Annotated in this window: 24 protein-coding genes and 1 tRNA gene; 10 read left to right on the top strand and 15 right to left on the bottom strand. The window is 68.2% G+C overall.

The annotated features are described in order from the left end of the window. Positions 1-25: 25 nt before the first annotated feature. The gene (locus HMH01_RS11960) at positions 26-394 is read right to left on the bottom strand and encodes a hypothetical protein (RefSeq protein WP_171325852.1); all 369 of its coding nucleotides are present in this window, start codon (positions 392-394) and stop codon (positions 26-28) included. A 133-nt stretch (positions 395-527) separates the two neighbouring features. On the opposite strand from HMH01_RS11960, the gene ppsA reads away from it, so the two are divergent. Continuing rightward, complete coding sequence (gene ppsA, locus HMH01_RS11955) at positions 528-2,915, top strand: phosphoenolpyruvate synthase (protein WP_171325850.1); 2,388 nt, start codon at positions 528-530, stop codon at positions 2,913-2,915. 87 nt (positions 2,916-3,002) lie between these two features. Here the strand turns inward: ppsA and HMH01_RS11950 are convergent, their stop codons facing one another. From HMH01_RS11950 to bhcR, 5 genes are all read right to left on the bottom strand, one after another. Next, the gene (locus HMH01_RS11950) at positions 3,003-4,280 is read right to left on the bottom strand and encodes an ABC transporter permease (protein WP_171325848.1); all 1,278 of its coding nucleotides are present in this window, start codon (positions 4,278-4,280) and stop codon (positions 3,003-3,005) included. Continuing rightward, a complete protein-coding gene (locus HMH01_RS11945; protein WP_171325846.1) occupies positions 4,277-5,410 on the bottom strand; it encodes an ABC transporter permease in 1,134 nt (377 codons plus the stop codon). The genes HMH01_RS11950 and HMH01_RS11945 overlap by 4 nt, the downstream gene beginning before the upstream one ends. Further along, positions 5,407-6,930 (bottom strand): ATP-binding cassette domain-containing protein, encoded by a 1,524-nt coding sequence (locus HMH01_RS11940; protein ID WP_171325844.1) that lies wholly within the window; start codon positions 6,928-6,930, stop codon positions 5,407-5,409. The genes HMH01_RS11945 and HMH01_RS11940 overlap by 4 nt, the downstream gene beginning before the upstream one ends. Positions 6,931-6,940: 10 nt before the next feature. Next, on the bottom strand, positions 6,941-7,966 hold the full coding sequence (locus HMH01_RS11935; protein ID WP_171325841.1) for a BMP family lipoprotein: 1,026 nt from the start codon (positions 7,964-7,966) through the stop codon (positions 6,941-6,943). A gap of 98 nt (positions 7,967-8,064) precedes the next feature. Continuing rightward, positions 8,065-8,910 (bottom strand): HTH-type transcriptional regulator BhcR, encoded by an 846-nt coding sequence (gene bhcR / locus HMH01_RS11930; protein WP_171325839.1) that lies wholly within the window; start codon positions 8,908-8,910, stop codon positions 8,065-8,067. A gap of 186 nt (positions 8,911-9,096) precedes the next feature. Here bhcR and bhcA point away from each other — a divergent pair, with 186 nt between their 5' ends. The 7 genes from bhcA to HMH01_RS11895 all read left to right on the top strand — a co-directional run bounded on the left by bhcA (position 9,097) and on the right by HMH01_RS11895 (position 15,883). Further along, positions 9,097-10,287 (top strand): L-aspartate--glyoxylate aminotransferase BhcA, encoded by a 1,191-nt coding sequence (gene bhcA / locus HMH01_RS11925; RefSeq protein ID WP_171325837.1) that lies wholly within the window; start codon positions 9,097-9,099, stop codon positions 10,285-10,287. A gap of 4 nt (positions 10,288-10,291) precedes the next feature. Next, positions 10,292-11,263, top strand: a complete 972-nt coding sequence (gene bhcB, locus HMH01_RS11920) for a beta-hydroxyaspartate dehydratase BhcB (RefSeq protein WP_171325835.1) — start codon at positions 10,292-10,294, stop codon at positions 11,261-11,263. A 45-nt stretch (positions 11,264-11,308) separates the two neighbouring features. Further along, positions 11,309-12,466 (top strand): 3-hydroxy-D-aspartate aldolase BhcC, encoded by a 1,158-nt coding sequence (gene bhcC / locus HMH01_RS11915; RefSeq protein WP_171325833.1) that lies wholly within the window; start codon positions 11,309-11,311, stop codon positions 12,464-12,466. Positions 12,467-12,594: 128 nt separating this feature from the next. After that, positions 12,595-13,563, top strand: a complete 969-nt coding sequence (gene bhcD, locus HMH01_RS11910; protein WP_171325831.1) for an iminosuccinate reductase BhcD — start codon at positions 12,595-12,597, stop codon at positions 13,561-13,563. Between the two features lie 157 nt (positions 13,564-13,720). Continuing rightward, positions 13,721-14,149, top strand: coding sequence for an FKBP-type peptidyl-prolyl cis-trans isomerase (locus tag HMH01_RS11905; protein ID WP_171325829.1), 429 nt, complete (start codon positions 13,721-13,723; stop codon positions 14,147-14,149). A 126-nt stretch (positions 14,150-14,275) separates the two neighbouring features. Continuing rightward, positions 14,276-15,151, top strand: coding sequence for a hypothetical protein (locus tag HMH01_RS11900; protein WP_171325827.1), 876 nt, complete (start codon positions 14,276-14,278; stop codon positions 15,149-15,151). Between the two features lie 105 nt (positions 15,152-15,256). Next, complete coding sequence (locus HMH01_RS11895; protein WP_171325825.1) at positions 15,257-15,883, top strand: glutathione S-transferase family protein; 627 nt, start codon at positions 15,257-15,259, stop codon at positions 15,881-15,883. A 4-nt stretch (positions 15,884-15,887) separates the two neighbouring features. Here the strand turns inward: HMH01_RS11895 and HMH01_RS11890 are convergent, their stop codons facing one another. From HMH01_RS11890 to rlmB, 4 genes are all read right to left on the bottom strand, one after another. Then, entirely contained in the window at positions 15,888-16,364 is a 477-nt protein-coding gene (locus HMH01_RS11890; RefSeq protein WP_171325823.1) for a CoA-binding protein, read from the bottom strand. A gap of 212 nt (positions 16,365-16,576) precedes the next feature. Then, positions 16,577-17,023 (bottom strand): YHS domain-containing (seleno)protein, encoded by a 447-nt coding sequence (locus tag HMH01_RS11885; RefSeq protein WP_171325821.1) that lies wholly within the window; start codon positions 17,021-17,023, stop codon positions 16,577-16,579. 58 nt (positions 17,024-17,081) lie between these two features. Then, a complete protein-coding gene (locus HMH01_RS11880; RefSeq protein WP_171325819.1) occupies positions 17,082-17,381 on the bottom strand; it encodes a hypothetical protein in 300 nt (99 codons plus the stop codon). Between the two features lie 31 nt (positions 17,382-17,412). Continuing rightward, positions 17,413-18,201: a 23S rRNA (guanosine(2251)-2'-O)-methyltransferase RlmB gene (gene rlmB / locus HMH01_RS11875; RefSeq protein WP_171325817.1), complete on the bottom strand. Its 789-nt coding sequence runs from the start codon at positions 18,199-18,201 to the stop codon at positions 17,413-17,415. 78 nt (positions 18,202-18,279) lie between these two features. Between rlmB and HMH01_RS11870 the strand changes: the two genes are divergently transcribed. Then, positions 18,280-18,723 carry a GNAT family N-acetyltransferase gene (locus HMH01_RS11870; protein ID WP_171325815.1) on the top strand — a complete coding sequence of 148 codons (444 nt, stop codon included), beginning with the start codon at positions 18,280-18,282 and terminating at the stop codon, positions 18,721-18,723. Between the two features lie 49 nt (positions 18,724-18,772). Then, positions 18,773-18,856, top strand: a tRNA-Tyr gene (locus tag HMH01_RS11865). Between the two features lie 35 nt (positions 18,857-18,891). Here the strand turns inward: HMH01_RS11865 and HMH01_RS11860 are convergent. The 5 genes from HMH01_RS11860 to HMH01_RS11840 all read right to left on the bottom strand — a co-directional run bounded on the left by HMH01_RS11860 (position 18,892) and on the right by HMH01_RS11840 (position 22,919). Further along, positions 18,892-20,649, bottom strand: coding sequence for a SulP family inorganic anion transporter (locus tag HMH01_RS11860; protein WP_171325813.1), 1,758 nt, complete (start codon positions 20,647-20,649; stop codon positions 18,892-18,894). An 84-nt stretch (positions 20,650-20,733) separates the two neighbouring features. Beyond that, positions 20,734-21,090, bottom strand: a complete 357-nt coding sequence (locus HMH01_RS11855) for a protein tyrosine phosphatase family protein (protein ID WP_171325811.1) — start codon at positions 21,088-21,090, stop codon at positions 20,734-20,736. A gap of 26 nt (positions 21,091-21,116) precedes the next feature. Beyond that, positions 21,117-22,007 carry an MBL fold metallo-hydrolase gene (locus HMH01_RS11850; RefSeq protein WP_171325809.1) on the bottom strand — a complete coding sequence of 297 codons (891 nt, stop codon included), beginning with the start codon at positions 22,005-22,007 and terminating at the stop codon, positions 21,117-21,119. 23 nt (positions 22,008-22,030) lie between these two features. Beyond that, on the bottom strand, positions 22,031-22,483 hold the full coding sequence (locus HMH01_RS11845; protein WP_171325807.1) for a DUF6691 family protein: 453 nt from the start codon (positions 22,481-22,483) through the stop codon (positions 22,031-22,033). Between the two features lie 4 nt (positions 22,484-22,487). Then, positions 22,488-22,919 (bottom strand): YeeE/YedE family protein, encoded by a 432-nt coding sequence (locus tag HMH01_RS11840; protein ID WP_171325805.1) that lies wholly within the window; start codon positions 22,917-22,919, stop codon positions 22,488-22,490.

Raw genomic sequence — 22,919 nt, 5'->3', positions numbered from 1 at the left:
ACGATTCTCAATCCTCTCGCGGCGGTCACGCGCCGCGCCGCGCGGCACTCAGCAGCAATGCCGCCATCAGGGCCTGTGCCGGATGCGTGCCCTTGCCCACGCCGATGCTCTCGTCGTCGTCGCGCAAGCCCACCTCGCGCAGGGTGCAGGTCCAGCGCCCGCCCGGCCCATGCGCGGTGCCGCTCAGCCGCACCTGCCAGCCCGGCAGCGCCAGGTCGATCAGCCGCAGCACGGCATCCGTCCCCGCCGCGCCATCGGCCCGCAGCGCCTCCAGCAGCCCGCGCCCGGCAAAGATCTCGTCCAGCGCATGCGCGGCCTCCCGCGCGAGGTGCGCGTCAAGGGCATCGGCCGCCTCGATCCGTTCCGCCAGCGCGGCAAGTTTCCTGTCTTCCATCGGCGCGGTCCCGTCCCTCGTTGAAGCCTGTCCCGAGCCTGTGCCGATCCGCCGTCCCCGGCCTTGACCGAGATCAAGGGACATCCCCCCGCCCGGGCGTCAAATGGGGGCCTGTGCCGGTCGGGGGGAAACCATGCGCGACGTCATCTGGTTCGAGGATCTGTCGCGGGCCGATGTCGCCCTTGTCGGCGGCAAGAACGCCTCGCTCGGCGAGATGGTCGCGCGGCTGGGGCCGCAGGGCATCGACGTGCCGCCGGGCTTTGCCACCACCGCCGACGCCTACCGCGCCTTTCTGGGCGCGAACGCCCTCGACACCACCATCGCCGCCCATATGGACGCGCTCGAGACCGGCAGCGCCACGCTGGCCGAGACGGGGGCCGCCCTGCGCGCGGTCATCGCCGCGGGCCGCTTTCCCGCATCGCTGGAACGCGCGATCCTCGACGCCTATGGGGAACTCGGCCGCCGCACCGGGACCGACACGCCCCCCGTCGCCGTCCGCTCTTCCGCCACCGCCGAGGATCTGCCCGACGCCAGCTTCGCCGGCCAGCAGGAGACGTTCCTCAATGTCCGCGGCCCTGACGCGCTGCTGGATGCCTGCCGCCGCTGCTTTGCCTCGCTCTTCACCGACCGCGCGATCAGCTACCGCGCCGCCAGGGGCTTCGCCCATGACCAGGTCGCGCTGTCGGTGGGCGTGCAACTCATGGTGCGCGCCGATCTGGGCGGCTCGGGCGTCATGTTCTCGATCGACACCGAAAGCGGCTTTCCCCGCGCGGTGCTGATCAACGCCGCCTGGGGCCTGGGCGAGAACGTGGTGCAGGGCACGGTGGACCCCGACGAATACGAGGTGTTCAAGCCCTTCCTCGACCGCCCCGGCGTGGTGCCGATCCTGGAAAAACGGCTGGGCGCCAAGGACCGCAAGCTGGTCTATGCAGGCGCGACCGGGGGCGCGACCGTGAACATCCCCACCCCCCCCGAGGAGCGCGCGCGCTTCGTCCTGTCCGACGACGAGATCCTGGCGCTTGCCCGCATGGCCTGCACCATCGAGACGCATTACGGCCAGCCGATGGACATGGAATGGGCCCGCGACGGGGAAACCGGGCGGCTCTGGATCGTGCAGGCCCGGCCCGAAACGGTGCAGTCGCGCGCCGATGCCGGCGTGATCCGCAGCTACAGCGTGCGCAATGCGGGGCCGGTGCTGCTCACCGGGCTCAGCGTGGGCGCGGCGGCCGTCGCGGGCCGGGTCTGCCGGATCGAAAGCGCCCGCGACATCGGCCGTTTCGTCGATGGCGCGATCCTTGTCACCGCCAACACCGACCCCGACTGGGTGCCCATCATGAAGCGCGCCACCGCCATCGTGACCGATCACGGCGGGCGCACCTCGCATGCCGCCATCGTCAGCCGCGAGCTGGGCCTGCCCGCCATCGTCGGCACCGGCAACGCGACGGCGCTTCTGAGCGACGGGCAGGAAGTCACCGTCTCCTGCGCCGAAGGCGAGGAAGGCACCGTCCACGAGGGCCTGGCCGAGATCGCGACCGAGGAAGTCAGCCTTTCCGACCTGCCGCAGACCCGCACCAGGGTGATGCTCAACCTCGCCAACCCGGCCGCCGCCCTGCGCTGGTGGCGACTGCCTGCCGACGGGGTGGGGCTGGCGCGGATGGAATTCGTCGTCTCGAACGCCGTGCGGGTCCACCCGATGGCGCTGGTCCGTTTCGACGACCTGACGGACCAGGCGGCAAAGGCCGAGATCGCGGCGCTGACCGCCGGCCATGCCGATCGGGGCGCGTATTTCGTGGACCGCCTCGCGCGCGGGCTGTCGCGCATCGCCGCCGTCTGCCACCCGCATCCCGTGATCGTGCGGATGAGCGACTTCAAGTCCAACGAATATGCCGACCTGCTGGGCGGCCGCGCCTTCGAACCGGTCGAGGAAAACCCGATGATCGGCTTTCGCGGCGCCAGCCGCTACTACTCCCCCGCCTACCGCGAGGGCTTCGCGCTGGAATGCCGCGCGATCCGCCGCCTGCGCGAGGAGATGGGCTTCGACAACGTGGTGGTGATGATCCCCTTCTGCCGTTCCCCGGCCGAGGCCGACCGCGTGCTTGGCGTCATGGCCGAGAACGGCCTCCGGCGCGGCGAGAACGGGCTTCAGGTCCATGTCATGTGCGAGATCCCCTCGAACGTGATCCTGGCCGAAAGCTTCGCCGCGCGCTTCGACGGGTTTTCCATCGGCTCGAACGACCTGACGCAGCTTGTGCTGGGCGTGGACCGCGACAGCGAGGCGCTGGCGGGGCTGTTCGACGAGAACGACCCGGCGGTGCTGTGGATGATCGGCGAGGTGATCCGCCGCGCCCATGCCACCGGATCGAAGGTGGGGCTTTGCGGGCAGGCGCCCAGCAACGACCCCGGCTTCGCCCGGCGGCTGGTGGAATTCGGGATCGACTCGATCTCGGTCACGCCCGACAGCTTCGCCGCCGTGAAGCGCAACGTCGCCGCGGCCGAGGCCGCCCGCCCCCGCAAGGCCTGAGCCGATGCGCCAAGCGCCGCCGCCATCTTGTGGCAACGCGGCCAGACCCGCGCGATCCGGGCCGCCACGCCTCGGGACAGGCCCCGCTCATTCCTTCACATAGGGCTTGCCATCCGCCGCCGGCGGCCGCGCCCGGCCGACAAGGCCCGCGACCACGATGATCGTCGCCACATAGGGCGCCATCGCCAGGAATTCCGACGGGATCGGCGTGCCCAGCAGCGCCAGCTTCTGCTGCAGGCTGTCGGCAAAGCCGAAGACCAGTGCTGCGGCCAGCGCGCCCACCGGGTGCCAGCGCCCGAAGATCATCGCCGCCAGCCCGATATAGCCGCGCCCGCCGGTCATCCCCTCGTCGAAGCGCCCGACCGATCCCAGCGTGAACCACGCGCCCCCGAAGCCCGCCACCATCCCGGCCATCGTGACATGCACATAGCGCGTGCGGTAGACATCGATCCCCAGCGTGTCGGCGGCGCGGGGATGCTCGCCCACCGCGCGGGCGCGCAGCCCGTGGCGGGTGTGGAACAGGTACCAGGTGGACACCGCCACCATCACCGCCGCGCCATAGACGAACAGGTTCTGCCGGAACAGCACCGGCCCCAGCACCGGCAGGTCCGACAGCAGGGGTATCGCGATGGGCCGGAACACCGGCGCGTTGTTCAGATGCCGGTATTCCTGGAACACCTGGCTCGACGCATAGGATGTCAGCCCCAGCACCAGCAGGTTGATCACCACGCCGGCGATGATCTGGTCCATCCGGTAGGTGACCACCAGCGCCGCCAGCAGGAAGCCGAACGCGCCGCCCACCGCCACCGCCGCGACCAGCCCGCTCCAGCCGCCCAGCACGGATCCGATCAGCGCCCCCGTGAAGGCGCCCGCCAGCAGCATCCCCTCGATGGCGATGTTGACCACCGCCACCCGCTCCGACAGCACGCCCGCAAGCCCGCCCAGCGCGATGGGGACCGCGCGGACGACCGTCGCCTGCAACATCCCCGTCAGCGAGAACGCCTTGCCGGCCGTCGCCCACACCAGGAACGCCGCCACCGCCAGCGCCAGGCCTATCCCCAGGCTCAGCCCCGTCCAGCGCCCGCCGCCGCGCAGGAACTGCCGCGCGCCCAGGAAGGCCAGCACGCCCGCCGCCACCCAGGCGAAGGACAGGGCGGGCACCACCAGGTCCGGCAGCGCCCAGGGGTCGGTGGGACGCGACAGCCGGAAGGTGGCCGCCCCCTCCAGCCCCGGGGCGAAGACCAGCGCCACCAGCACGGCAAGGCCGATCAGCGCCATGCCCGCCACCCGCGCCCCGCGCGCCTGCGCCGGCAGCAGGGGGGCCTCGGCGACCGGCGCCAGCCCCGGCTCGCGCGCGATGCTCATGCCCCGCCCCCCGTCCGTCCGCGGGAAAAGCCCCAGGGAAACAGCGCCCGCACCAGCAGGGGCGCCGCGATGAAGACGATGATCAGCGCCTGGATGATCGCGATCAGGTCGATGCTGACGCCCGCATCCACCTGCATCTGCCGCCCCCCGGCCTCCAGCGCACCGAACAGAAGCGCCGCCACCAGCACACCCCAGGGATGCGATCGGCCCAGCAGCGCCACCGCGATCGCGTCGAATCCGATCCCGGCCGAAAACCCCGGCGAGGCGCGGCCCAGCACGCCCGTCACCTGGTTCGCCCCCGCAAGCCCCGCCAATGCGCCCGCGAGCGCCATCGCCACCACGATCACCACGCCCGCGCGGATCCCGGCATAGCGCGCCGCGTCCGGGTTCTCGCCGCTGGCGCGGAACTCGAAGCCCAGCCGGGTGCGGAACAGCAGCCACTGCGCCAGCGCCACCGCGCCCAGCGCCACGAAGATGCCCGCATGCACCCGCAGGTTCGCGTCCAGCCCCGACAGCAGTCGCGGCAGCTCGGCCGCGTCCGGCACCGACCTGGAGATCGGGTCCGCCCGCCCCTCGCGCTGGAAAAAGGGCTGGCGCAGCATGTAATCGACCAGCCGGTAGGCGATCAGGTTCAGCATGATGGTGGAAATCACCTCGTGCGCCCCGGTCGCGACCCTCAGCCAGCCGGCGATCCCGGCGTAAAGCGCCCCCGCCAGCGCCCCCGCCAGCAGGCAGCCCGGCACGAGCATCAGCGCGGGCCCGCCCGGCCAGGCGATCCCCAGCGCGACGGCCGCCATGCCGCCCATCAGCACCTGCCCCTCGGCCCCGATGTTGAACAGCCCCGCCCTGAACCCCAGCGCCAGCCCCAGCCCCGCCAGCACCAGCGGAACCGCCGCGGTCAGCGTCTCGGACAGCGCGTTGAGCGACCCGACGGACCCCACCGCCAGCGCCACATAGGACCGCCCGATGGTCGGCAGGTCCACGCCGGTGGCCAGCATGGTCAGCGCGCCCAGGAGCAGCGCCACCGCCACGGCAAAGACCGGCACCACCACCAGGTCCTCGACCGCCGCCCGTCCGGGGGCGGCGCGCGCCATCAGTGCCGCCATCGCGGTGTCGCGCGCCTCGCTCATGCCGCGTCCCCGATCCCCGCGCCGGCCATGGCCAGCCCCACCGCGTTGCGGTCGATGGGCCCGTCGCCTGCGTCGAAGGCGGCCACGATCCGGCCCTGGAACATCACCAGCACCCGGTCCGACAGGCCCAGGATCTCGTCCAGTTCCGAGGACACGATCAGCACCCCGTCGCCCTCGTCGCGGGCCGCGACCAGCCGCTTGTGGATGTATTCGATGGACCCCACGTCCAGCCCCCGCGTGGGCTGCGCCGCGATCACCAGCCGGGTGTCCCGGCTCAGCTCGCGCGCCACCACCAGCTTCTGCTGGTTGCCCCCCGACAGATGCCCCGCAGGCTGATGCACCGAGGGCGTGCGCACGTCGAAATCCAGCGCCATGCGCGCCGCCGCCCGTTCCACGTCCGGCCAGCGGATCGCCGGGCCGCGCCCGTACTCCGCGCCGTAATAGCTGTCGAGCACCATGTTCTCGGCCACGGTGAACTTCGCGATCATGCCGCTTTTCTGGCGGTCCTCGGGGATATGCGCGATGCCCATGCGGTGCCGCGCCCGGACCGAGGCGTGGGTGATGTCCTGCCCGTCGAAGCGCACGGATCCCGCCGCCACCGGCGCAAGCCCGGTCAGCGCCTCGACCAGCGCCGACTGCCCGTTGCCCTGCACGCCGGCTATGCCCAGGATCTCTCCCGAACGCAGCGTCAGGTCGATGCCTTGCAGCGCCTGCGCGCCACCCTCGCGCAGCACCCGCAGCCCCTCCACCTCCAGGATCGGGGCGGCGGGTCGCGCCGGGGCCTTGTCCACCTCGAAACGCACCGGGCGGCCCACCATCATCTCGGCCAGCGTCGCGGGGTCCGCGTCGCCTGGGTCCGCCTCGCCCACGATGCGGCCGCGGCGCAGCACCGCGATGTGGTCGGCGATGGCGCGGATCTCGTGCAGCTTGTGGGTGATGAAGACCAGCGCCTTGCCGGCATCACGCAGGGATCGCACGATGCGGAAGAACTCTTCCACTTCCTGCGGGGTCAGCACGGCGGTGGGCTCGTCAAGGATCAGCACCTGGGCCGAGCGGAACAGCACCTTGATGATCTCCACCCGCTGCTGGATGCCCACGGGAAGCGTCTCGATCCGGGCGTCGGGGTCCACCGCCAGGCCATACTCCTGCCCGATCCGCCGCACTTCCGCGCGGGCGCGGGGCAGGTCCAGCCGGTCGAGCCGTCCCACCGGCTCCACCCCCAGCACCACGTTCTCGGCCACGGTGAACACCGGCACCAGCATGAAATGCTGATGCACCATGCCGATCCCGGCGGCGATGGCGTCGCCCGGCCCGCGAAAGCGTACCGGGCGCCCGTCGATCAGGATTTCCCCGGCATCCGGGGCATGAAGCCCGCACAGCACGTTCATCAACGTGGACTTGCCCGCGCCGTTCTCGCCCAGAAGCCCCAGCACCTGACCGGGCCGGATCCGCAGCGACACATCCTCGTTCGCCGTCACCGGGCCGAAGCGCTTGGTGATGGCGCTGAGTTCGACCTTCACGGGTGGGGCCTCAGCCGCCGACGCGGATCGTGCCGTCCACGATGCCCTGCCGGATCGCCTCCAGCTCGGCCTTCAGCTCGGCGGGCACCGCGTCCTCGAAGGCGTGGAAGGGGGCGATGTCCACGCCGCCATTGCCGATCGTCCCGGTGATGACGCCGCCCTCGAAACTGCCGTCCATCCCGGCCTGGATCACCGCCTTCACGGTCGCGTCCATCCGCTTCATGATCGAGGTCAGGTACACATGCGCCTTTTCCGGGTCGGTCAGGGTCAGGTCCGCATCCACGCCGATGATCTTCAGCGCATCGGTGCCCAGCTCGTCCGCCAGCGCCGCCGAGCCGAGGCCGACCGGCCCCGCCACGGGAAGCACGATGTCGGCCCCCTCGTCATACAGGTTCTGCGCAAAGGCCCGCCCGTCGTCGAGACTGTCGAAATTGTTGGTGAACAGCCCCTCGCGGGTGTCGGGGTTCCAGCCCAGCACCATCACCTCGGTGCCCTTCTGGGCGTTGTGATACATCGCGCCGCGATGGAAGCCGTCCATGAAGATGGTCACGGGCGGGATGTTGATGCCGCCGAACACGCCCAGCGTGCCGGTCTGCGTCATCCCCGCGGCAAGATATCCCGCAAGGAACGCCGCCTGGTCGGTGGCATAGACCTGCCCCAGCACGTTCGGGATCGGCGGATCATAGGCATAGTCCACGATCGAGAATTCCTGGTCGGGGTTCGCCTCGGCCGCCGCCTTGGTCGCGTCCCCCAAAAGGAAACCCACGGTGATGATGATGTCGCAGCTTCCGCCCAGAAGCGAGTTGATGTTGGCCTCGTAATCCGTCTCGGCCTGTGACTCGAGGAAGCGGCCGCTCACGCCCAGCCCGGCCATCGCGTCCTGCACGCCCTTCCAGGCGGTCTGGTTGAAGCTGTTGTCGTCGATGCCGCCGGTATCCGTCACCTGGCAGGCGGTAAAGGCGGATGCCGCGCCCGGCCCCAGGGCCAGCGCCGCCGCGATCAGGCCCGCGCCAAGCGGACATAGGTGTCTGGACATGGTCCCGGTCTCCAAGGCCAAGGGGGGCGCCGCGCAGGGCGCCGACCGTGTCAGCCTAGGATCGCGGCCCCGCCGGGGGCTGATTTATGTCAACGCGTTCAGCGCTTCAGCGTCTCGGGGACGCGGCCGCCCACCGCCTCCGAGATGGTGCGCGCCGCGACCCGCACCAGCGCGCCGAAGCCGTCGACCGCGGCATCGTCCATCCGCGCCGCCGGGCCCGAGATCGACACCCCCGCCACCGGCTCGCCGAAGGCGTTGAAGATCGGCGCCGCGATGCAGCGCATCCCCGGCGTGCGCTCCTCGTTGTCGAGGCTGACGCCGCGCATCCGGATCCGCGCCAGATCCTCCAGCAGCGCCGCCTCGTCGGTCAGGGTCGAGGGCGTGAACCCCTCCAGCACCCGCCCCTGCAACCATTGCCGCAGCCGCGGCGCGTCATAGAAGGCAAGCAGCGCCTTGCCGATCCCCGAGGCATGCATCGGGCTTTGCGTGCCGGGCGGAAAGAACGCCCGGATCGAGGCATGCGTCTCCACCTGGCTCACGAACAGCACCATGTCGGCCCGCTCGACGCCCAGGTTGGCGGTCTCGCCGGTTTCCTGCATCAGCTGGCGCAGGATCGGGCGCGAGCGGTCCACCACCGACGTGCGCCGCAGGAAGGCCGACCCGATCCGGTAGGCGCCCGGGCCCACATGCCAGTGCTGCTCGGCCTCGTCGAATTCGCAGATCCCGTGCAGCTGAAGCGTGGTCAGCACCCGGTAGACGGTCGCCGGCGACTGGTCCAGCGCGTCGGCCAGCGCCGACAGCGCGATCCCCTCGTGGCGCGACAGCGCCTCCAGCACCACCATCGCCCGGTCAAGCGCGCGGATCGTGTTCTGCTCGGTCCGGTCGTCGAATGCCTTGGGCCGTCCGCGCTGGCGGCGAACGGGTTCTGACGGGGAATCCGGCATCGAAAGGCCCTCTCTGGCTGGCAGAAAAATCTCACGATGAAAAAGTAAGTCGCGTGGTGAAAAAAACAAGTCATTGCAAACACGACAGAATTCGATTTTTTCACTATATGAAAAATCATTACAAAAAAATTGCCGGGACTCGGGTCGAACCCTATGTTCCCCCCCAAAGCCCACGGAGGAACGCCCATGCCCACGCAGAACCCCGTCTTCATTCCGGGACCGACCAACATCCCCGACCGCCTGCGCAAGGCTTGCGACATGGCGACCATCGACCACCGCTCGCCCGACTTCCGGGCCATCTTCGAACCGGCCATTGCCGGCGTGAAGAAGGTGCTCGGCACCAGGACCGGAGAGATCATCCTCTTTCCCGCCACCGGCACCGGCGGCTGGGAGGCGGCGATCTCCAACACCCTCTCGCCCGGCGAGACGGTTCTCGCCGCCCGCCACGGCATGTTCTCGCACCGCTGGATCGACATGTGCACCCGCCACGGCCTCGACATGCAGGTGATCGAGGCGCCCTGGGGCGCGGGCGTCCCCGTCGCCGCCTACGCAGAGGCGCTGACCGCCGACACCGGCCACCGGATCAAGGCCGTCCTCGTCACCCATAACGAAACCGCGACCGGCGTGCGCAGCGACATCGCCGCGGTCCGCCGCGCGCTCGATGCCGCGAAGCACCCGGCGCTGCTGCTGGTCGATGGCGTCAGCTCCATCGGCTCCATGCCCTTCGAGATGGACGCCTGGGGCGTCGATATCGCCATAGCGGGCTCCCAGAAGGGCTTCATGCTGCCCGCGGGCCTGTCGATCCTCGGCATCTCCCAGAAGGCCATCGCCGCGATGGAAGCGGCGAAACTGCCGCGCACCTTCTTCGATTTCCGCGACATGCTGGCCAGCTACAAGACCGGCGGCTATCCCTACACGCCGCCCGTGGGCCTCATCAACGGGCTCGCCACCTCGGTCGAGATGCTGATGGAAGAGGGGCTCGACAACGTCTATGCCCGCCACGCCCGCATCGCCGAAGGGGTGCGCCGCGCGGTCGCGGCCTGGGGCCTGAAGCCCTGCGCGCAGTCGCCCGACCTCTATTCCGAAACCGTCACCGCCATCGTGGTCCCGCAGGGCTTCAACGGCACCGACATCGTGACCCATGCCGCCCGGACCTACCAGGTCGCCTTCGGCGTGGGCCTCGGCCAGGTCGCGGGCAAGGTGTTCCGCATCGGCCACCTGGGCATGCTGACCGACGTGCTGATGCTCTCGGGCATCGCCACCGCCGAAATGGCCATGGCCGACCTCGGGTTGCCGGTCAAGCTCGGCTCGGGCGTCGCGGCGGCGCAGGACTTCTATCGCAGCAACGGGGGGGCCGCCCGCGTGGCGGCGGAGTGAAAGGATGAAGGACATGGCACCGGACTACATCCCGACCCTCGACGACGTGATCGCCGCGCACGAGCGGATCAAGCCGCATATCCACCGCACGCCGGTCCTGACCTCGAGCTATTTCAACCAGCTCACCGGGGCGGAACTGTTCTTCAAGTGCGAGAACTTCCAGAAGGCCGGCGCCTTCAAGGTGCGCGGCGCCTGCAACGCGGTGTTCGGCCTGACCGACGAGCAGGCGGCAAGGGGCGTGGCGACCCATTCCTCGGGCAACCACGCGCTCTCGCTGTCCTACGCGGCCGGGCGGCGCGGCATTCCCTGCCATGTCGTCATGCCCCGGACCGCGCCCCAGGCCAAGAAGGATGCGGTGATCGGCTATGGCGGCCAGATCACCGAATGCGAACCCTCGACCACCTCGCGCGAGGCGGTCTTCGCCGAGGTGCAGGCCCGCACCGGGGCCGAATTCGTCCACCCCTACAACGACCCGCGCGTGGTCGCGGGGCAGGGCACCTGCTCGCGCGAGCTGAACGAGCAGGTCGAGGGGCTGGATGCCGTGATCGCCCCCGTCGGTGGCGGCGGCATGATCTCGGGCACCTGCCTGACGCTGTCCAACATCGCGCCGCATGTCGAGATCTATGCCGCCGAACCCGAACAGGCCGACGACGCCTATCGCAGCTTCAAGGCGGGCCACATCATCGCCGACGACGCGCCCGACACCGTTGCCGACGGTCTGAAGGTGCCGCTCAAGGACCTGACCTGGCATTTCGTCCGCAACCACGTCACCGACATCCTGACCGCGTCCGAGGACGAGATCGTGGACGCCATGAAACTGACCTGGGCCCGCATGAAGATCGTGATGGAACCCAGCTGCGCCGTGCCGCTGGCCACCATCCTCAAGAACCCCGAGGTGTTCCGTGGCAAGCGCGTCGGCGTGATCGTCACCGGGGGCAATGTCGATCTGGACAAGCTGCCCTGGTTCAAGAACTGACCCGATAAAGCCCGACCCCATAAAGCCCGACAAGGAGGATTATCCATGAACGCTCCCGCCAAGTTCGACGACCTCGAAGTGGGCTTCGACATCCCCGCATCCGTGGGCATGGCCGAGGCCGATATCCAGACCCCCTGCCTGGTGGTCGATCTCGACGCCTTCGAGAAGAACGTCAGGACCATGCGCGACTTCTGCCGCCAGATGGGCGTGCGCCACCGCGTGCATGGCAAGATGCACAAGTCCGTCGATGTCGCCCGCTACCAGATCGAACATGGCGACGCCGTCGGCGTCTGCTGCCAGAAGGTGTCCGAGGCCGAGGTCTTTGCCCGCGGCGGCGTCAAGGACGTGCTGGTGTCGAACCAGGTCCGCGACCCGGCCAAGATCGACCGCCTCGCCCGCATGCCCAGGCTGGGCGCGCGCACCATCGTCTGCGTGGACGACATCGCCAACGTGGCCGACCTGTCGGCGGCGGCGGTGAAGCACGGCACCACCATCGAATGCCTGGTGGAAATCGACTGCGGCGCGGGCCGCTGCGGCGTCACCTACGGCCAGCCGGTCGTGGATCTCGCCAGGGCGATCGACGCGGCGCCGGGGCTGAAGTTCTCGGGCATCCAGGCCTACCAGGGCGCGATGCAGCACATGAAGGACTATGACGAGCGCAAGGCCAAGATCGACATCGCCGTCGACATGGTCCGCACCTCGGTCGACATGCTCAAGGCCGAGGGGCTGGACTGCGCCATCGTCGGCGGCGGCGGCACCGGCTCCTACTATTTCGAGGGCAATTCCGGCGTCTACAACGAGTTGCAGTGCGGCTCCTACGCCTTCATGGATGCCGATTACCAGCGCATCAACGACAAGAACGGCAAGCCGATCTCGGAATTCGTCAACGCGCTCTTCATCCTGACCAGCGTGATGAGCCATGTGAAGCCCGACCGCGCGATCTGCGACGCGGGCCTCAAGGCGCAGTCGGTGGACAGCGGCCTGCCCTACATCTTCGGGCGCAGCGATGTCGAATACATCAAGTGCTCGGACGAGCATGGGGTCATCTCCGACCCGCAGGGCGTGCTCAAGGTCAACGAAAAGCTGAAGCTGGTGCCGGGCCATTGCGACCCGACCTGCAACGTCCACGACTGGTATGTGGGCGTGCGCAACGGCAAGGTCGAAGTCCTCTGGCCCGTCTCGGCCCGCGGCAAGGCCTACTGACGCCTCCCCGGCCGGGCGCAAACCCACGCGCCCGGCCATTTCCCGACACGCCCGGGCGCGGCCACAGCGCCCGGCCACACCCCCAACGACAGAAGGCGGCCCCATGCCGCCCAAGGCAGGGAGCGCCCATGCACATCGTCCCCGAAGCCCGCATCGCCGAGCTTGTCACCGCCGAGGCCGCCTTCACCGCGGTCGAGTCCGTCTTTGCCGCCATGGCCTCCGGCGCCGCCTACAACTTTCCGGTGGTGCGCGAGGCGCTGGGCCACGAGGATGCGCTCTACGGCTTCAAGGGCGGCTTCGACCGCTCGGGCGGCGCGCTGGGCCTCAAGGCGGGGGGCTACTGGCCCCACAACCTGGAACGCCGCGGGCTCATCAACCACCAGTCCACCGTCTTCCTCTTCGACCCGGACACCGGCCGCCCCACGGCGATGGTGGGCGGCAACCTGCTGACCGCGCTGCGCACCGCCGCCGCCTCTTCCGTCTCGATCCGCCACCTCGCCCGCCCCGACGCCCGCGTCCTCGGCATCATCGGCGCCGGCCACCAGTCGCATTTCCAGCTGCGCGCCGCAGCCGCCCAGCGCCCCTTCGACAAGGTGATCGCCTGGAACTACCACCCCGAGATGCTGCCCAGGCTGGGCGAGACCGCCACCGCCCTCGGCCTCCCGTTCGAGGCGGTCAGCCTGGAACGGCTCGGCGCCGAGGCCGACGTCATCATCACCATCACCTCCGCCTTTTCGCCCTCGCTGATGGACGCCCATGTCCGCCCCGGCACGCATCTCGCCTGCATGGGCACCGACACCAGGGGCAAGCAGGAGGTGGAGGCGACCCTTCTCGCCCGCGCCACCGTCTTCACGGACGAGATCGCCCAGTCCACCAGCCTTGGCGAGGCGCAGCACGCCATCGCCCAGGGCCTGATCACGCAGGACGCCATCACCCCCATCGGCGCCGTCATCAACGGCACCCATGCGGGCCGCACGAGCGAGGGGCAGATCACCCTTTTCGACGGCACCGGCGTGGGCCTTCAGGACCTGGCCGTGGCGCAGGCCGCGGTGGCCGCCGCCATCGCGCAGGGCATCGCCATCGAGGTTTCGGTCTGAAATCGGCCTGAAAACCGCCCCCGGGGCCGCTCTGGACGCGCTCGGGGGGGCGGGGGGGTTTACATCCCACCGATCGACCTTACGGTAAGGGGGAACCCCGGAGCACCCGCGCAGACACGCGGCCTCCCGACCCTTCCCATCCCATCAGGAGAAAACCATGAGCGAAGTCGCAGTCGGCGATACCGTCCGCATTCATTATACCGGCACCCTGTCCGACGGCACGGTGTTCGACAGCTCCGAGGGCCGCGCGCCGCTGGAATTCGCGGTAGGCTCCGGCCAGATCATCCCCGGCCTCGACCGCGCGCTGCCCGGCATGAGCGTGGGCGAGAAGAAGACCGTCGAGGTGCCGGCCGAGGAAGCCTATGGCCCGCTCAACCCCGACGCCCGCCAGTCCGTCCCCCGCGACAACATCCCCGCCGACATCCCGCTGGAGCCGGGCACCCAACTCCAGATGCAGACGCCGCAGGGCCAGGTCGTCCCGGTGACGGTGGTCGAGGTGGACGAGGCCGCGGTGACCCTCGACGCCAACCACCCGCTCGCCGGCAAGGACCTGACCTTCGCCATCGAACTGGTGGAGATCGCCTGAGCCATCAGGCGCTAGGAGAGACGGGCGGCCCCTGCCTCGGGAGAGGTGGGGGCGTTGTCTAAGACTTGCTGATATGGCAACCAAGAATTATATTTTACGGGGGGTAGTGCGAAGGAAGAAGGGTTGATGACGGAAAAAAATTCCGGTGTTCGTTTTTCTTTTAATTACATAAATTATCCAGAGCTTCTTGAAGACAGTGAAAGGATGCGAAGGCGTCTTGGCGCACATATATATTCGATATTTTCATTCTGGATGGGTATAAAGAGTGTAGATTTGCGCCCGCTTAGAGATATTATAGAGTACAGAATGGGCATATCGTTGCCTACTTACAAGGCTAGCGAGCGAAGTTATTGGGTGGAACAGGTTTGTAAATTAGGCTTGGGCGATGTTCTTGATCTGATAACCATCGTGCATGATGATATATGTTTTAAAGAGAAGAATAATTACATCAGAGTTGGCGCGAGAGAAGCGTTCCTCGAAGGCGTAAGCCGAATTTTTGAGGAGGAAAGAGTTCGATACCGCGTGGACAAACTAGGAGGAGTGCATTTTTCTGTTGATGCTGCTTTTGAGCAAGTTCGTGTATCGGCGATACGGGCTTTAAGTACAGATAGATATGATAGCGTTCTTCAATACCTAAATCAATCCTATAAAAGTTTGGATTGTGTCCCTTTAGATACAAAGGGGTCAATAAGAAGCATATTTTATGCGAACGAAATTCTTTTTAAATATATCTTTCCAAGGGCAATAAGGCTGGGTTCTTCTGAGGTCGAAAAAAATCTTCGGCCTATTGTAAACAAAAAATATTCTGGGCTAAAGCCGGACAACAAGGTAGCTCAGAGCCAAGTGTCTCAGTATAAAGAGTGGGTCGAGGGCGCGCACAATTATCGGCATGAACAAGGTGAGGGGTCTCAGCCGGACGCCCCAGTTGAGATCGCTGTCCACTATGTTTCCTCAGGGGCTGCGTGGCTTCGCTGGCTACAACAGTTTGATTTAGTTGATTAGCTTTGAGCTACCTATGATGGTGGATTTCGGAAGCTACCCACCCCCCTTGCCACCCATCCCCCCAGCCCCTTATCCCTTCCCCGGTAATCCCCCACCGGAGGCCCCATGATCGATCTCTACACCTGGACCACGCCGAACGGCCGCAAGGTCTCGATCCTGCTCGAGGAGCTGGGCGTGCCCTATGCCGCCCACCCCATCGACATAGGCAAGGACGAACAGTTCGCCCCCGACTTCCTGGCCATCGCCCCCAACAACAAGATCCCCGCCATCGTCGACCGGGAAACCGGCCAGACCCTGATGGAGTCGGGCGCGATCCTGCTCTACCTGGCCGAGAAATACGGCCGCTTCCTGCCCGAAGGCGCGGGCCGCTGGCGGGCGATCGAATGGCTGATGTGGCAGATGGGCGGGGCCGGGCCGATCCTGGGCCAGGTGCATCACTTCGTGAAGTACAACCCCGGCAAGGCGCCCTATGCCGAGGAACGTTTCTCGACCGAGGCCCGCCGCCTCTACCGCGTGCTGAACGACCGGCTTTCGGGGCGCGATTTCGTCGCCGGCGACTATTCCATCGCCGACATGGCGATCTGGCCCTGGATCTCGCGCTTCGAGTGGCAGCAGATCGACCTGTCGGACTTCCCCAATGTCCGCGACTGGTACCTGCGCATAGCCCAACGCCCCGCCGTGCAGCGCGGCTATCACGTCCCGAAACACGTCTCCGACATCCCGATGCCGTGACGCCCTAGCGTTTCGAGGAAATGATCCCGGTGGCGAACCCGCCCCGGGACAATTCCCCGAACAGGCGCTGGTGCTCGATCTTGGGGCAGCGGTCCATGACGACCGTCAGCCCGGCCGCCCGCGCGCGTTCGGCGGCCGCCTCGTCCACCACGCCGATCTGCATCCAGACGGTTTTCAGGTCGGGCAGGGCGGCCATGGCTTCGTCCACCACCGCGCCCGCCTCTTCGGACCGGCGGAAGATATCCACCATGTCCACCCGCGTCCCGGGCGCGATGTCCGACAGCCGCGCCACCGCGACCTCGCCGAACAGCGTCTGCCCGGCAAGGCCGGGGTTGACCGGGATCACCCGGTAGCCGCGCAGGCTCAGGTAGCGGGCGACGTAATGCGACGGGCGCACCGGGTTCGCCGACACGCCCACCGCCGCGACGGTCCGCGTTCCGGTCAGGATCTGGCGCAGTTCCGCGTCGCTGTGCGTGGTCATCGGTGTCCCCCCGCGTATGGCAAAGTGCCATACACTTGCCATACGTTTTCCAGACGCATGTCAGACACGAAAAAAGACCCGGGACAAGCCCGGGTCAAGGTATGGAACGAGGGACAAAAAGACCGGGCGCGTCGTTACCATAACGCCCGATGACCGGCATTTAGGGCCTGTTGACGTATCGGCAAGGGCTGGCCGAAAACTGTGTCGCAACTTCACAAATCCTTGAGCGTGGGCCAGTTTTCCTCGGCCTTCGCGATGCTGCCCCGCACGTCCGCCGCCCAGCGATTCTGGTCGGGGATCGAGTAGTGCATGTAGACCTTTCCGTCGATCAGCACCCACAGCGTGGGGTCCGACCGCCGCTTGAAGCCAAGCGCAATCCCTTGTGCGCAGTACCCGCCGAACTGCGGTATATAGCGGTCGGGGTCGGCCTCGAACCGGCGCCGGTTGGCGGCCGAGGCGAACCACCACAGCCCGTCCTCGCGCTCGATCTGGTGCTCCATCCGGCCCCGGATGGCCTCCTGCATGTCGATGAATCCGGTCGGGTCATAGCCGTTGATGGCGACCCCCATGCCGTTCAGGAACACCGGTTCCGCCCAGAGCGGCCCACCCGCCGCCGCGCCCATCAGGCCCAGTGCGGCCCGTCTCGTGATCGGGGTCATGCCTGACCTCTCGCCTGTTGCTGCCCTGGGTCCAGTCTAGCCGAAAACCCCAGCGATATCAGTCGAAAAGATCCTCGATCTCGTCGAAAATATCCTCCAGCCCCTCCCGCAGCCGCCGCCCGAAACCCCTGCGTTTCCGGGGCCTTGGCTGGTCCTGCCACGGGTCGGGATGCCGGGGCGCGGGCCGTGGCGGGCTGGGGCGGACACCTTCGGGACGCTCGGATCGCAACGGCTTCATCTCGTGCAGCCGCGCCCCGCAGGACGCGCAGGCCAGCTCGTGCCGGACCCGGCCGCGCAGGTTCAGCACCGCGCGGGTGCCGCAATAGGAACAGGTGGCGATCTTGGTCAGATGCGGCATCGGCTGGATATAGTCACCGCGCCGCCCCGCCTCAACGCCGTGCGGCGTAAAGTGCGATGGCCGCCGCGTTCGACACGTTGAGCGACCCGAATTCCCCCGCCGCCGGGATCCGCGCCAGCCGGTCGCAGGTCTTGAGCGTCAGCTCCCGCAGCCCCGGCCCCTCGGCGCCCAGCGCCAGCGCCAGCGGCATGTCCCGCGTGCCCTGAAGCGCCGCGTCCAGGTCCAGCTCTGCCGTGCCGTCGAGGCCCACGATCACATAGCCCATCTGGTGCAGCGCCTGCATCGCGTTGGCAAGGTTCGGCACCCGCAGATAGGGCTGGCGTTCCAGCGCGCCCGAGGCGGATTTCGCCAGCGCCCCGGTTTCCGGCGCGGAATGGCGGTGCGGCGCGATCACCGCCCGCGCGCCGAACACCTCGGCCGAGCGCAGGATCGCGCCGATATTGTGCGGGTCCGTCACCCGGTCGAGCAGCAGCACCAGCGGCGCCCCGTCGCCCGGCGCGCAGCGTTCCGAAACCGAGCCCCAGTCGAGCGGCGCCACCTCCAGGGCGGCGCCCTGGTGCACCGATTGCGGATCGAGGGGTGCCGGGAACTTCCGCGCATCGGCCATCTCGGGCTCCATCCCCGAGGCGGCGATGGCGTCGCCCAGCTTCTGCGCGGCGTTCAGCGTGACGATCAGCCGGAACCGCTTGCGCGCGGGGTTCATCAGCGCGTCGCGCACGGCGTGATGGCCGAAGAGCCAGACCCGCTCGGGCCCGCGCGCGCCCTGGCCGCGTTCCTTCTCCACCACCCAGGCGGGCTTCTTGCCGCGGCGTTCGGACATCGGTCTTCCCTGTAGCTAAGACCGTCCGGCTTTGGCATGCTGTCCTGCATATTTCAAGCCGGCCGTAGGGGCAGCGACATGATCAGACACGCGCGGATGTCCGACATCCAGCAGCTGCGCTATCTGGCGCAGACCCAGTTCGCGCCCTATGCCACCCGCATCCGCGGCAAGCGCGAGCCGCTGGCCAAGGATCTGCGCGACCTGGTGGCCGAGGACCGGATCATCGTCTTCATCGTCGAGAACGCGATCGGCGGCTTCATCAGCTACCGCATCGACGGGCCGAACCTGCACATCGAGGCGGTGGCGGTGAACGGGGCGCAAAGACGGCGCGGAGTGGGGCGGATCCTGCTCGACAAGGCCGACCGCGACGGGCTGCGGGCGGGGTGCCGCCGCGCGATCTTTCACACCAACGCGCAGGGCTTCGAGAACCTGAGCTACTACCGCGCCAAGGGCTTCGTCGAGATCGACCGCAGGCAGGAGAACGGCTTCGAGCGGGTCGTGATGGAGCGGGGCCTGCAGTGAGATTTCGCTCTTGACCCCCTCGGGCGCACTGCGTATTCAGCGCGCCAGAGGGCGACGGGCTGCAAGGTGCGGCAGCGGACTGTAACTCCGCCGGGGAGACCCATGCCTGGTTCGATTCCAGGGTCGCCCACCACTCCACCGACATGATCGACGATCGGGCCCGCCTTTTCAGGCGGTGGTGGCGCGTGGCGCGTCCTGCGCCGGGGGTGTCAGCGCGGCGAAGGCATCGAACTGGGACAGGAACACCTGCCCGGAAAGCGCGTCCAGCAGGTCGGAGCGTTCCAGCCGGTCCATCACCGGGCCCTTCACCTCGGACAGATGGAAGCGGATCCCGGCGTCGAGAAGCCGGTGGTTGATCGCCTCGAGCGACTCGAGCGCGCTCAGGTCGATCTCGTTCACCGCGCTGCACATCAGGACCACGTTGCGGATCGCGGGATCGCGGGCCACGCGCGCGGCGAGATAATCCTCCAGGAACCGGGCGTTGGCGAAGTATAGGCTTTCGTCCACCCGCACGGTCAGAAGCTCCGGCGCGGTCAGCACGCGGTGGCGGTTCACGTTGCGGAAATGCTGGGTGCCGGGCACGAGTCCCACTTCCGCGATATGCGGCCGGGACGAGCGGTAGAGATGCAGCAGGATCGACAGCGCGACGCCGGCAGAGACGCCCGCCTCCACGCCGATGCCAAGGGTCACGGCGATGGTGGTGGCGACGGCCGCGAAGTCGGCGCGGTCATATGCCCAGCTGCGCCTGAGGACGCTGAAATCCACCAGCGACAGCACGGCCACGATGATCGTGGCGGCCAGCGTCGCCTTGGGCAGGAAGTAAAGCGCGGGCGTCAGGAACAGCGCCGCCAGCAGGATGCCGAGGGCCGTGAAGGCGCCGGCGGCGGGGGTTTCCGCGCCGGCATCGAAATTCACCACCGAGCGCGCGAAGCCCCCCGTGACCGGATAGCCGCCCGAGACAGAGGCGGCGATGTTCGCGGCCCCCAGGCCCACCAGCTCCTGGTCCGGCACGATGCGCTGGCGGCGCTTGGCGGCCAGCGTCTGCGCGACGGAGACCGACTCGACGAAGCCGATCACCGAGATGAGCGCGGCCGAGCCTGCAAGCTGGGCCCACAGCCCGATGTCGAAGGCAGGCAGGCCGAGGGGCGGGACGCCCTGCGGAACTGCCCCCACGATGGCGACGCCCCGTGCCTCCAGCCCCAGTCCCCAGGCCAGCGCGACGGTGGCGACGATCGCCGCCACGGGGCCCGCCTTGGCCAGCATGTCCGCCAGTCGCACTCGCAGCCCTGAGCGGATCAGCAGGGGCTTCAGCCCCCTGCGGACCCAGAACAGGAAGCCCAGCGCGCCAAGCCCGATCAGAAGCGTGGGCAGGTTGGTCTGGGGCAGGGCGCGGCCCAGCGCCGCCAGGATCTCGGGCAGGTTGTGGCCTCCGGCATCGACGCCGAGGATGTGGCGCAGCTGGCTGGCCGCGATCAGGATGCCGGATGCGGTGATGAAGCCCGCGATCACCGGGTGGCTGAGGAAATTCGCGAGAAAACCCAGCCGGAGCAGGCCCATGGCGATCAGCATGAGGCCGGACAGGAAGGCCAGCGCGATGGCGGCGGCGGCGATCTGCGCCGGATCGCTCAGGCCCAGGTTGCCGATGGCCACCGCCGTCATCAGCGAGACGACCGCGACGGGGCCGACCGACAGCGCCCGGCTGGTGCCGAAGATCGCATAGGCCACCAGCGGCAGGATCGAGGCATAGAGCCCCATCTCTGCCGGCAGCCCCGCCAGCAGCGCATAGGCAAGCGACTGGGGGATCAGCATGATCGTCACGATCACGGCGGCCAGCAGGTCGCTTGAAAAGGCGTTGCGGTCATAGCGTCCGGCCCAGTCGAGGATGGGCAGGTGGCGACGCAGGGCGACAAGGGCAGGGCGGGGCATGGCGGTGGCCTTCATGGGCAAAGCAAGGGCGTTTCCCGCCGCCTGGTGTGGCGGGATCGAGCAGGTCCGGCGGTCTGTGTCGGATCAGCCGACGCTGCCGAAGCGGCGGCTGAGGGGTTCCGCCATGTTCCACAGCAGGGTCGAGCGGGCCCCGCTGCGGCAATAGGCGAAGATCGGTTCGGGCAGCGTGTCGAGCGCCGCGGCGAAGGCCTGCACCTCCGCCTCGCCGATCTGGCCGTGGAAGGCGGGGATATAGCGGGTGTGGATGCCGACCGCGAGCGCCGCCTCGGTGATGGCGTCATGCCCGGGCTGGCCCGGCTCTTCGCCATCGGGGCGGTTGATGATGATGCCTCGGATGCCGGCGCGTGCCAGCGCGGGCAGGTCCTCGGGGTGGATCTGGGCGCCGACCGACAGGCCGGGCACGAGTTGACGTCCGATCATGACAGGGCCTCCTTTGACCTTGCGCCTCAGAGCCGGTTCAGCGGCACCTTGAGATAGGCGGTGCCGTTGTCCTCGGCCCTGGGCAGCTTGCCCGCCTTCATGTTCACCTGCAGCGAGGGCACGATCAGCTTCGGCATGGCCAGCGTCGCGTCGCGCGCCTCGCGCATGGCCACGAACTCCTCGCGGGTCTTGCCCTGGCCGACATGGATGTTGTGGGCCTTCTCCTCGCCGACCGTGGTCTCCCACTGGATGTCGCGGCCGTTGGGGCCGTAATCATGGCACATGAAAAGCTTCATGTCGTCGGGCAGGGACAGCACGCGCTGGATCGAGTCGTAAAGCGTGCCGGCATCCCCGCCGGGGAAGTCCGCCCGCGCCGAGCCGCCATCGGGCATGAACAGCGTGTCGCCCACGAAGGCCGAGTTGCCGATCACATGGGTCATGCAGGCCGGCGTGTGGCCGGGCGTGTGCATGACGAAGGCGGTCAGGCCGCCGATGCGATAGGTGTCGCCATCCTTGAACAGCCGGTCGAACTGGCTGCCGTCGCGCTGGAACTCGGTGCCCTCGTTGAAGATCTTGCCGAAGGTTTCCTGCACGATGGTGATGTTCTCGCCAATGCCCAGCTTGCCGCCCAGCTGCGCCTGGATATAGGGCGCGGCCGACAGGTGGTCGGCATGGACATGGGTCTCGATCAGCCACTCGACGCGCAGGCCCTTTTCGCGGACATGGGCGATCACCTCGTCGGCGTGGTCATAGCTGATGCGGCCGGCGGCGTAGTCGATGTCCATGACCGAGTCGACGATCGCGCAGGCGTCCGAGTTCGGGTCGCGCACGACATAGGTGATCGTGTTGGTCGCCGGGTCGAAGAAGCCCTTCACCTCGGGGGTGACGCTCATGTCGATGGGGTAGTTGGTGGTCATGCTCGTATCCTCATATGCGTTGCTCAGGCGCGGGTCGCACCCTCGAGCGGCGGTTCCTTGGGGCGGGCCATGCGCAGCAGCCCCTTGGCAGCAAAGATGCCCGCGATCATGGCGGCGGTGAAGATCAGCACCTCGGACCGGCCCGTGCCCAGCGCGGGCAGCGCGCCGCCGGGGCAGAAGCCCGCGATGCCCCAGCCCACGCCGAACACGGCCGACCCGCCGATCAGCCGCAGGTCGATGCTGCGCCCGGCGGGGATCTGGAAGCTGCGTTCGATCAGCGGCGCGGGGCGGCGCAGGACCAGGCGGTAGCCCGCAAAGGTGACGGCCAGCGCGCCGCCCATGACGAACATCAGGCTGGGATCCCAGGCGCCTGCCACGTCGAAGAAGTTCAGCACCTTGGCCGGGTTGGCCATGCCGGAGATCGAGATGCCGATGCCGAAGATCAGGCCGATCAGGTAGGCGGAAATCAGGCGCATGGTCTCAGGCTCCGAAAACGTGGCGGACAAGGTAGACGGTGACGCCGGTCGTCAGCATGAAGGTCAGGGTCGCGGCGATCGAGCGGGGCGACAGGCGCGCGTTGCCGCAGACCCCGTGCCCCGAGGTGCAGCCGCTGCCGAAGGTCACGCCGATGCCGACGACGAAGCCGCCGATCACCAGCATGGGCGTCGAGACCGGCACCGCGATGTCCGGCATCCCGCCGGTCACCGCCAGATAGGCCAGCGGCCCGCTGACCATCCCGGCCAGCACCGCCGCGCGCCAGGACCAGTCCCAGATGCCTGCGGGCGACAGGATGCCCGACAGGATGCCGGTGGCGCCGAAGATGCGGCCGTGAAAGGCCATGAGAAGCACGGCGGCGAGTCCGATGACCGCGCCGCCGCCCAGGGATGCGAAAGGAGTGAATTCGGTTTCCAT

Source organism: Halovulum dunhuangense, assembly GCF_013093415.1.
In the GTDB taxonomy this organism is placed as follows: Bacteria; Pseudomonadota; Alphaproteobacteria; order Rhodobacterales; family Rhodobacteraceae; genus Halovulum; species Halovulum dunhuangense.
This window is presented reverse-complemented; position numbering and strand designations above follow the sequence as displayed.

Bases quoted from the DNA above. Each gene is read 5' to 3' on its own strand.
- HMH01_RS11960 (WP_171325852.1), bottom strand. From the start codon at position 394: ATGGAAGACAGGAAACTTGCCGCGCTGGCGGAACGGATCGAGGCGGCC.
- ppsA (WP_171325850.1), top strand. From the start codon at position 528: ATGCGCGACGTCATCTGGTTCGAGGATCTGTCGCGGGCCGATGTCGCC.
- HMH01_RS11950 (WP_171325848.1), bottom strand. From the start codon at position 4,280: ATGAGCATCGCGCGCGAGCCGGGGCTGGCGCCGGTCGCCGAGGCCCCC.
- HMH01_RS11945 (WP_171325846.1), bottom strand. From the start codon at position 5,410: ATGAGCGAGGCGCGCGACACCGCGATGGCGGCACTGATGGCGCGCGCC.
- HMH01_RS11935 (WP_171325841.1), bottom strand. From the start codon at position 7,966: ATGTCCAGACACCTATGTCCGCTTGGCGCGGGCCTGATCGCGGCGGCG.
- bhcR (WP_171325839.1), bottom strand. From the start codon at position 8,910: ATGCCGGATTCCCCGTCAGAACCCGTTCGCCGCCAGCGCGGACGGCCC.
- bhcA (WP_171325837.1), top strand. From the start codon at position 9,097: ATGCCCACGCAGAACCCCGTCTTCATTCCGGGACCGACCAACATCCCC.
- bhcB (WP_171325835.1), top strand. From the start codon at position 10,292: ATGAAGGACATGGCACCGGACTACATCCCGACCCTCGACGACGTGATC.
- bhcC (WP_171325833.1), top strand. From the start codon at position 11,309: ATGAACGCTCCCGCCAAGTTCGACGACCTCGAAGTGGGCTTCGACATC.
- bhcD (WP_171325831.1), top strand. From the start codon at position 12,595: ATGCACATCGTCCCCGAAGCCCGCATCGCCGAGCTTGTCACCGCCGAG.
- HMH01_RS11905 (WP_171325829.1), top strand. From the start codon at position 13,721: ATGAGCGAAGTCGCAGTCGGCGATACCGTCCGCATTCATTATACCGGC.
- HMH01_RS11900 (WP_171325827.1), top strand. From the start codon at position 14,276: ATGACGGAAAAAAATTCCGGTGTTCGTTTTTCTTTTAATTACATAAAT.
- HMH01_RS11895 (WP_171325825.1), top strand. From the start codon at position 15,257: ATGATCGATCTCTACACCTGGACCACGCCGAACGGCCGCAAGGTCTCG.
- HMH01_RS11890 (WP_171325823.1), bottom strand. From the start codon at position 16,364: ATGACCACGCACAGCGACGCGGAACTGCGCCAGATCCTGACCGGAACG.
- HMH01_RS11885 (WP_171325821.1), bottom strand. From the start codon at position 17,023: ATGACCCCGATCACGAGACGGGCCGCACTGGGCCTGATGGGCGCGGCG.
- HMH01_RS11880 (WP_171325819.1), bottom strand. From the start codon at position 17,381: ATGCCGCATCTGACCAAGATCGCCACCTGTTCCTATTGCGGCACCCGC.
- rlmB (WP_171325817.1), bottom strand. From the start codon at position 18,201: ATGTCCGAACGCCGCGGCAAGAAGCCCGCCTGGGTGGTGGAGAAGGAA.
- HMH01_RS11870 (WP_171325815.1), top strand. From the start codon at position 18,280: ATGATCAGACACGCGCGGATGTCCGACATCCAGCAGCTGCGCTATCTG.
- HMH01_RS11860 (WP_171325813.1), bottom strand. From the start codon at position 20,649: ATGCCCCGCCCTGCCCTTGTCGCCCTGCGTCGCCACCTGCCCATCCTC.
- HMH01_RS11855 (WP_171325811.1), bottom strand. From the start codon at position 21,090: ATGATCGGACGTCAACTCGTGCCCGGCCTGTCGGTCGGCGCCCAGATC.
- HMH01_RS11850 (WP_171325809.1), bottom strand. From the start codon at position 22,007: ATGACCACCAACTACCCCATCGACATGAGCGTCACCCCCGAGGTGAAG.
- HMH01_RS11845 (WP_171325807.1), bottom strand. From the start codon at position 22,483: ATGCGCCTGATTTCCGCCTACCTGATCGGCCTGATCTTCGGCATCGGC.
- HMH01_RS11840 (WP_171325805.1), bottom strand. From the start codon at position 22,919: ATGGAAACCGAATTCACTCCTTTCGCATCCCTGGGCGGCGGCGCGGTC.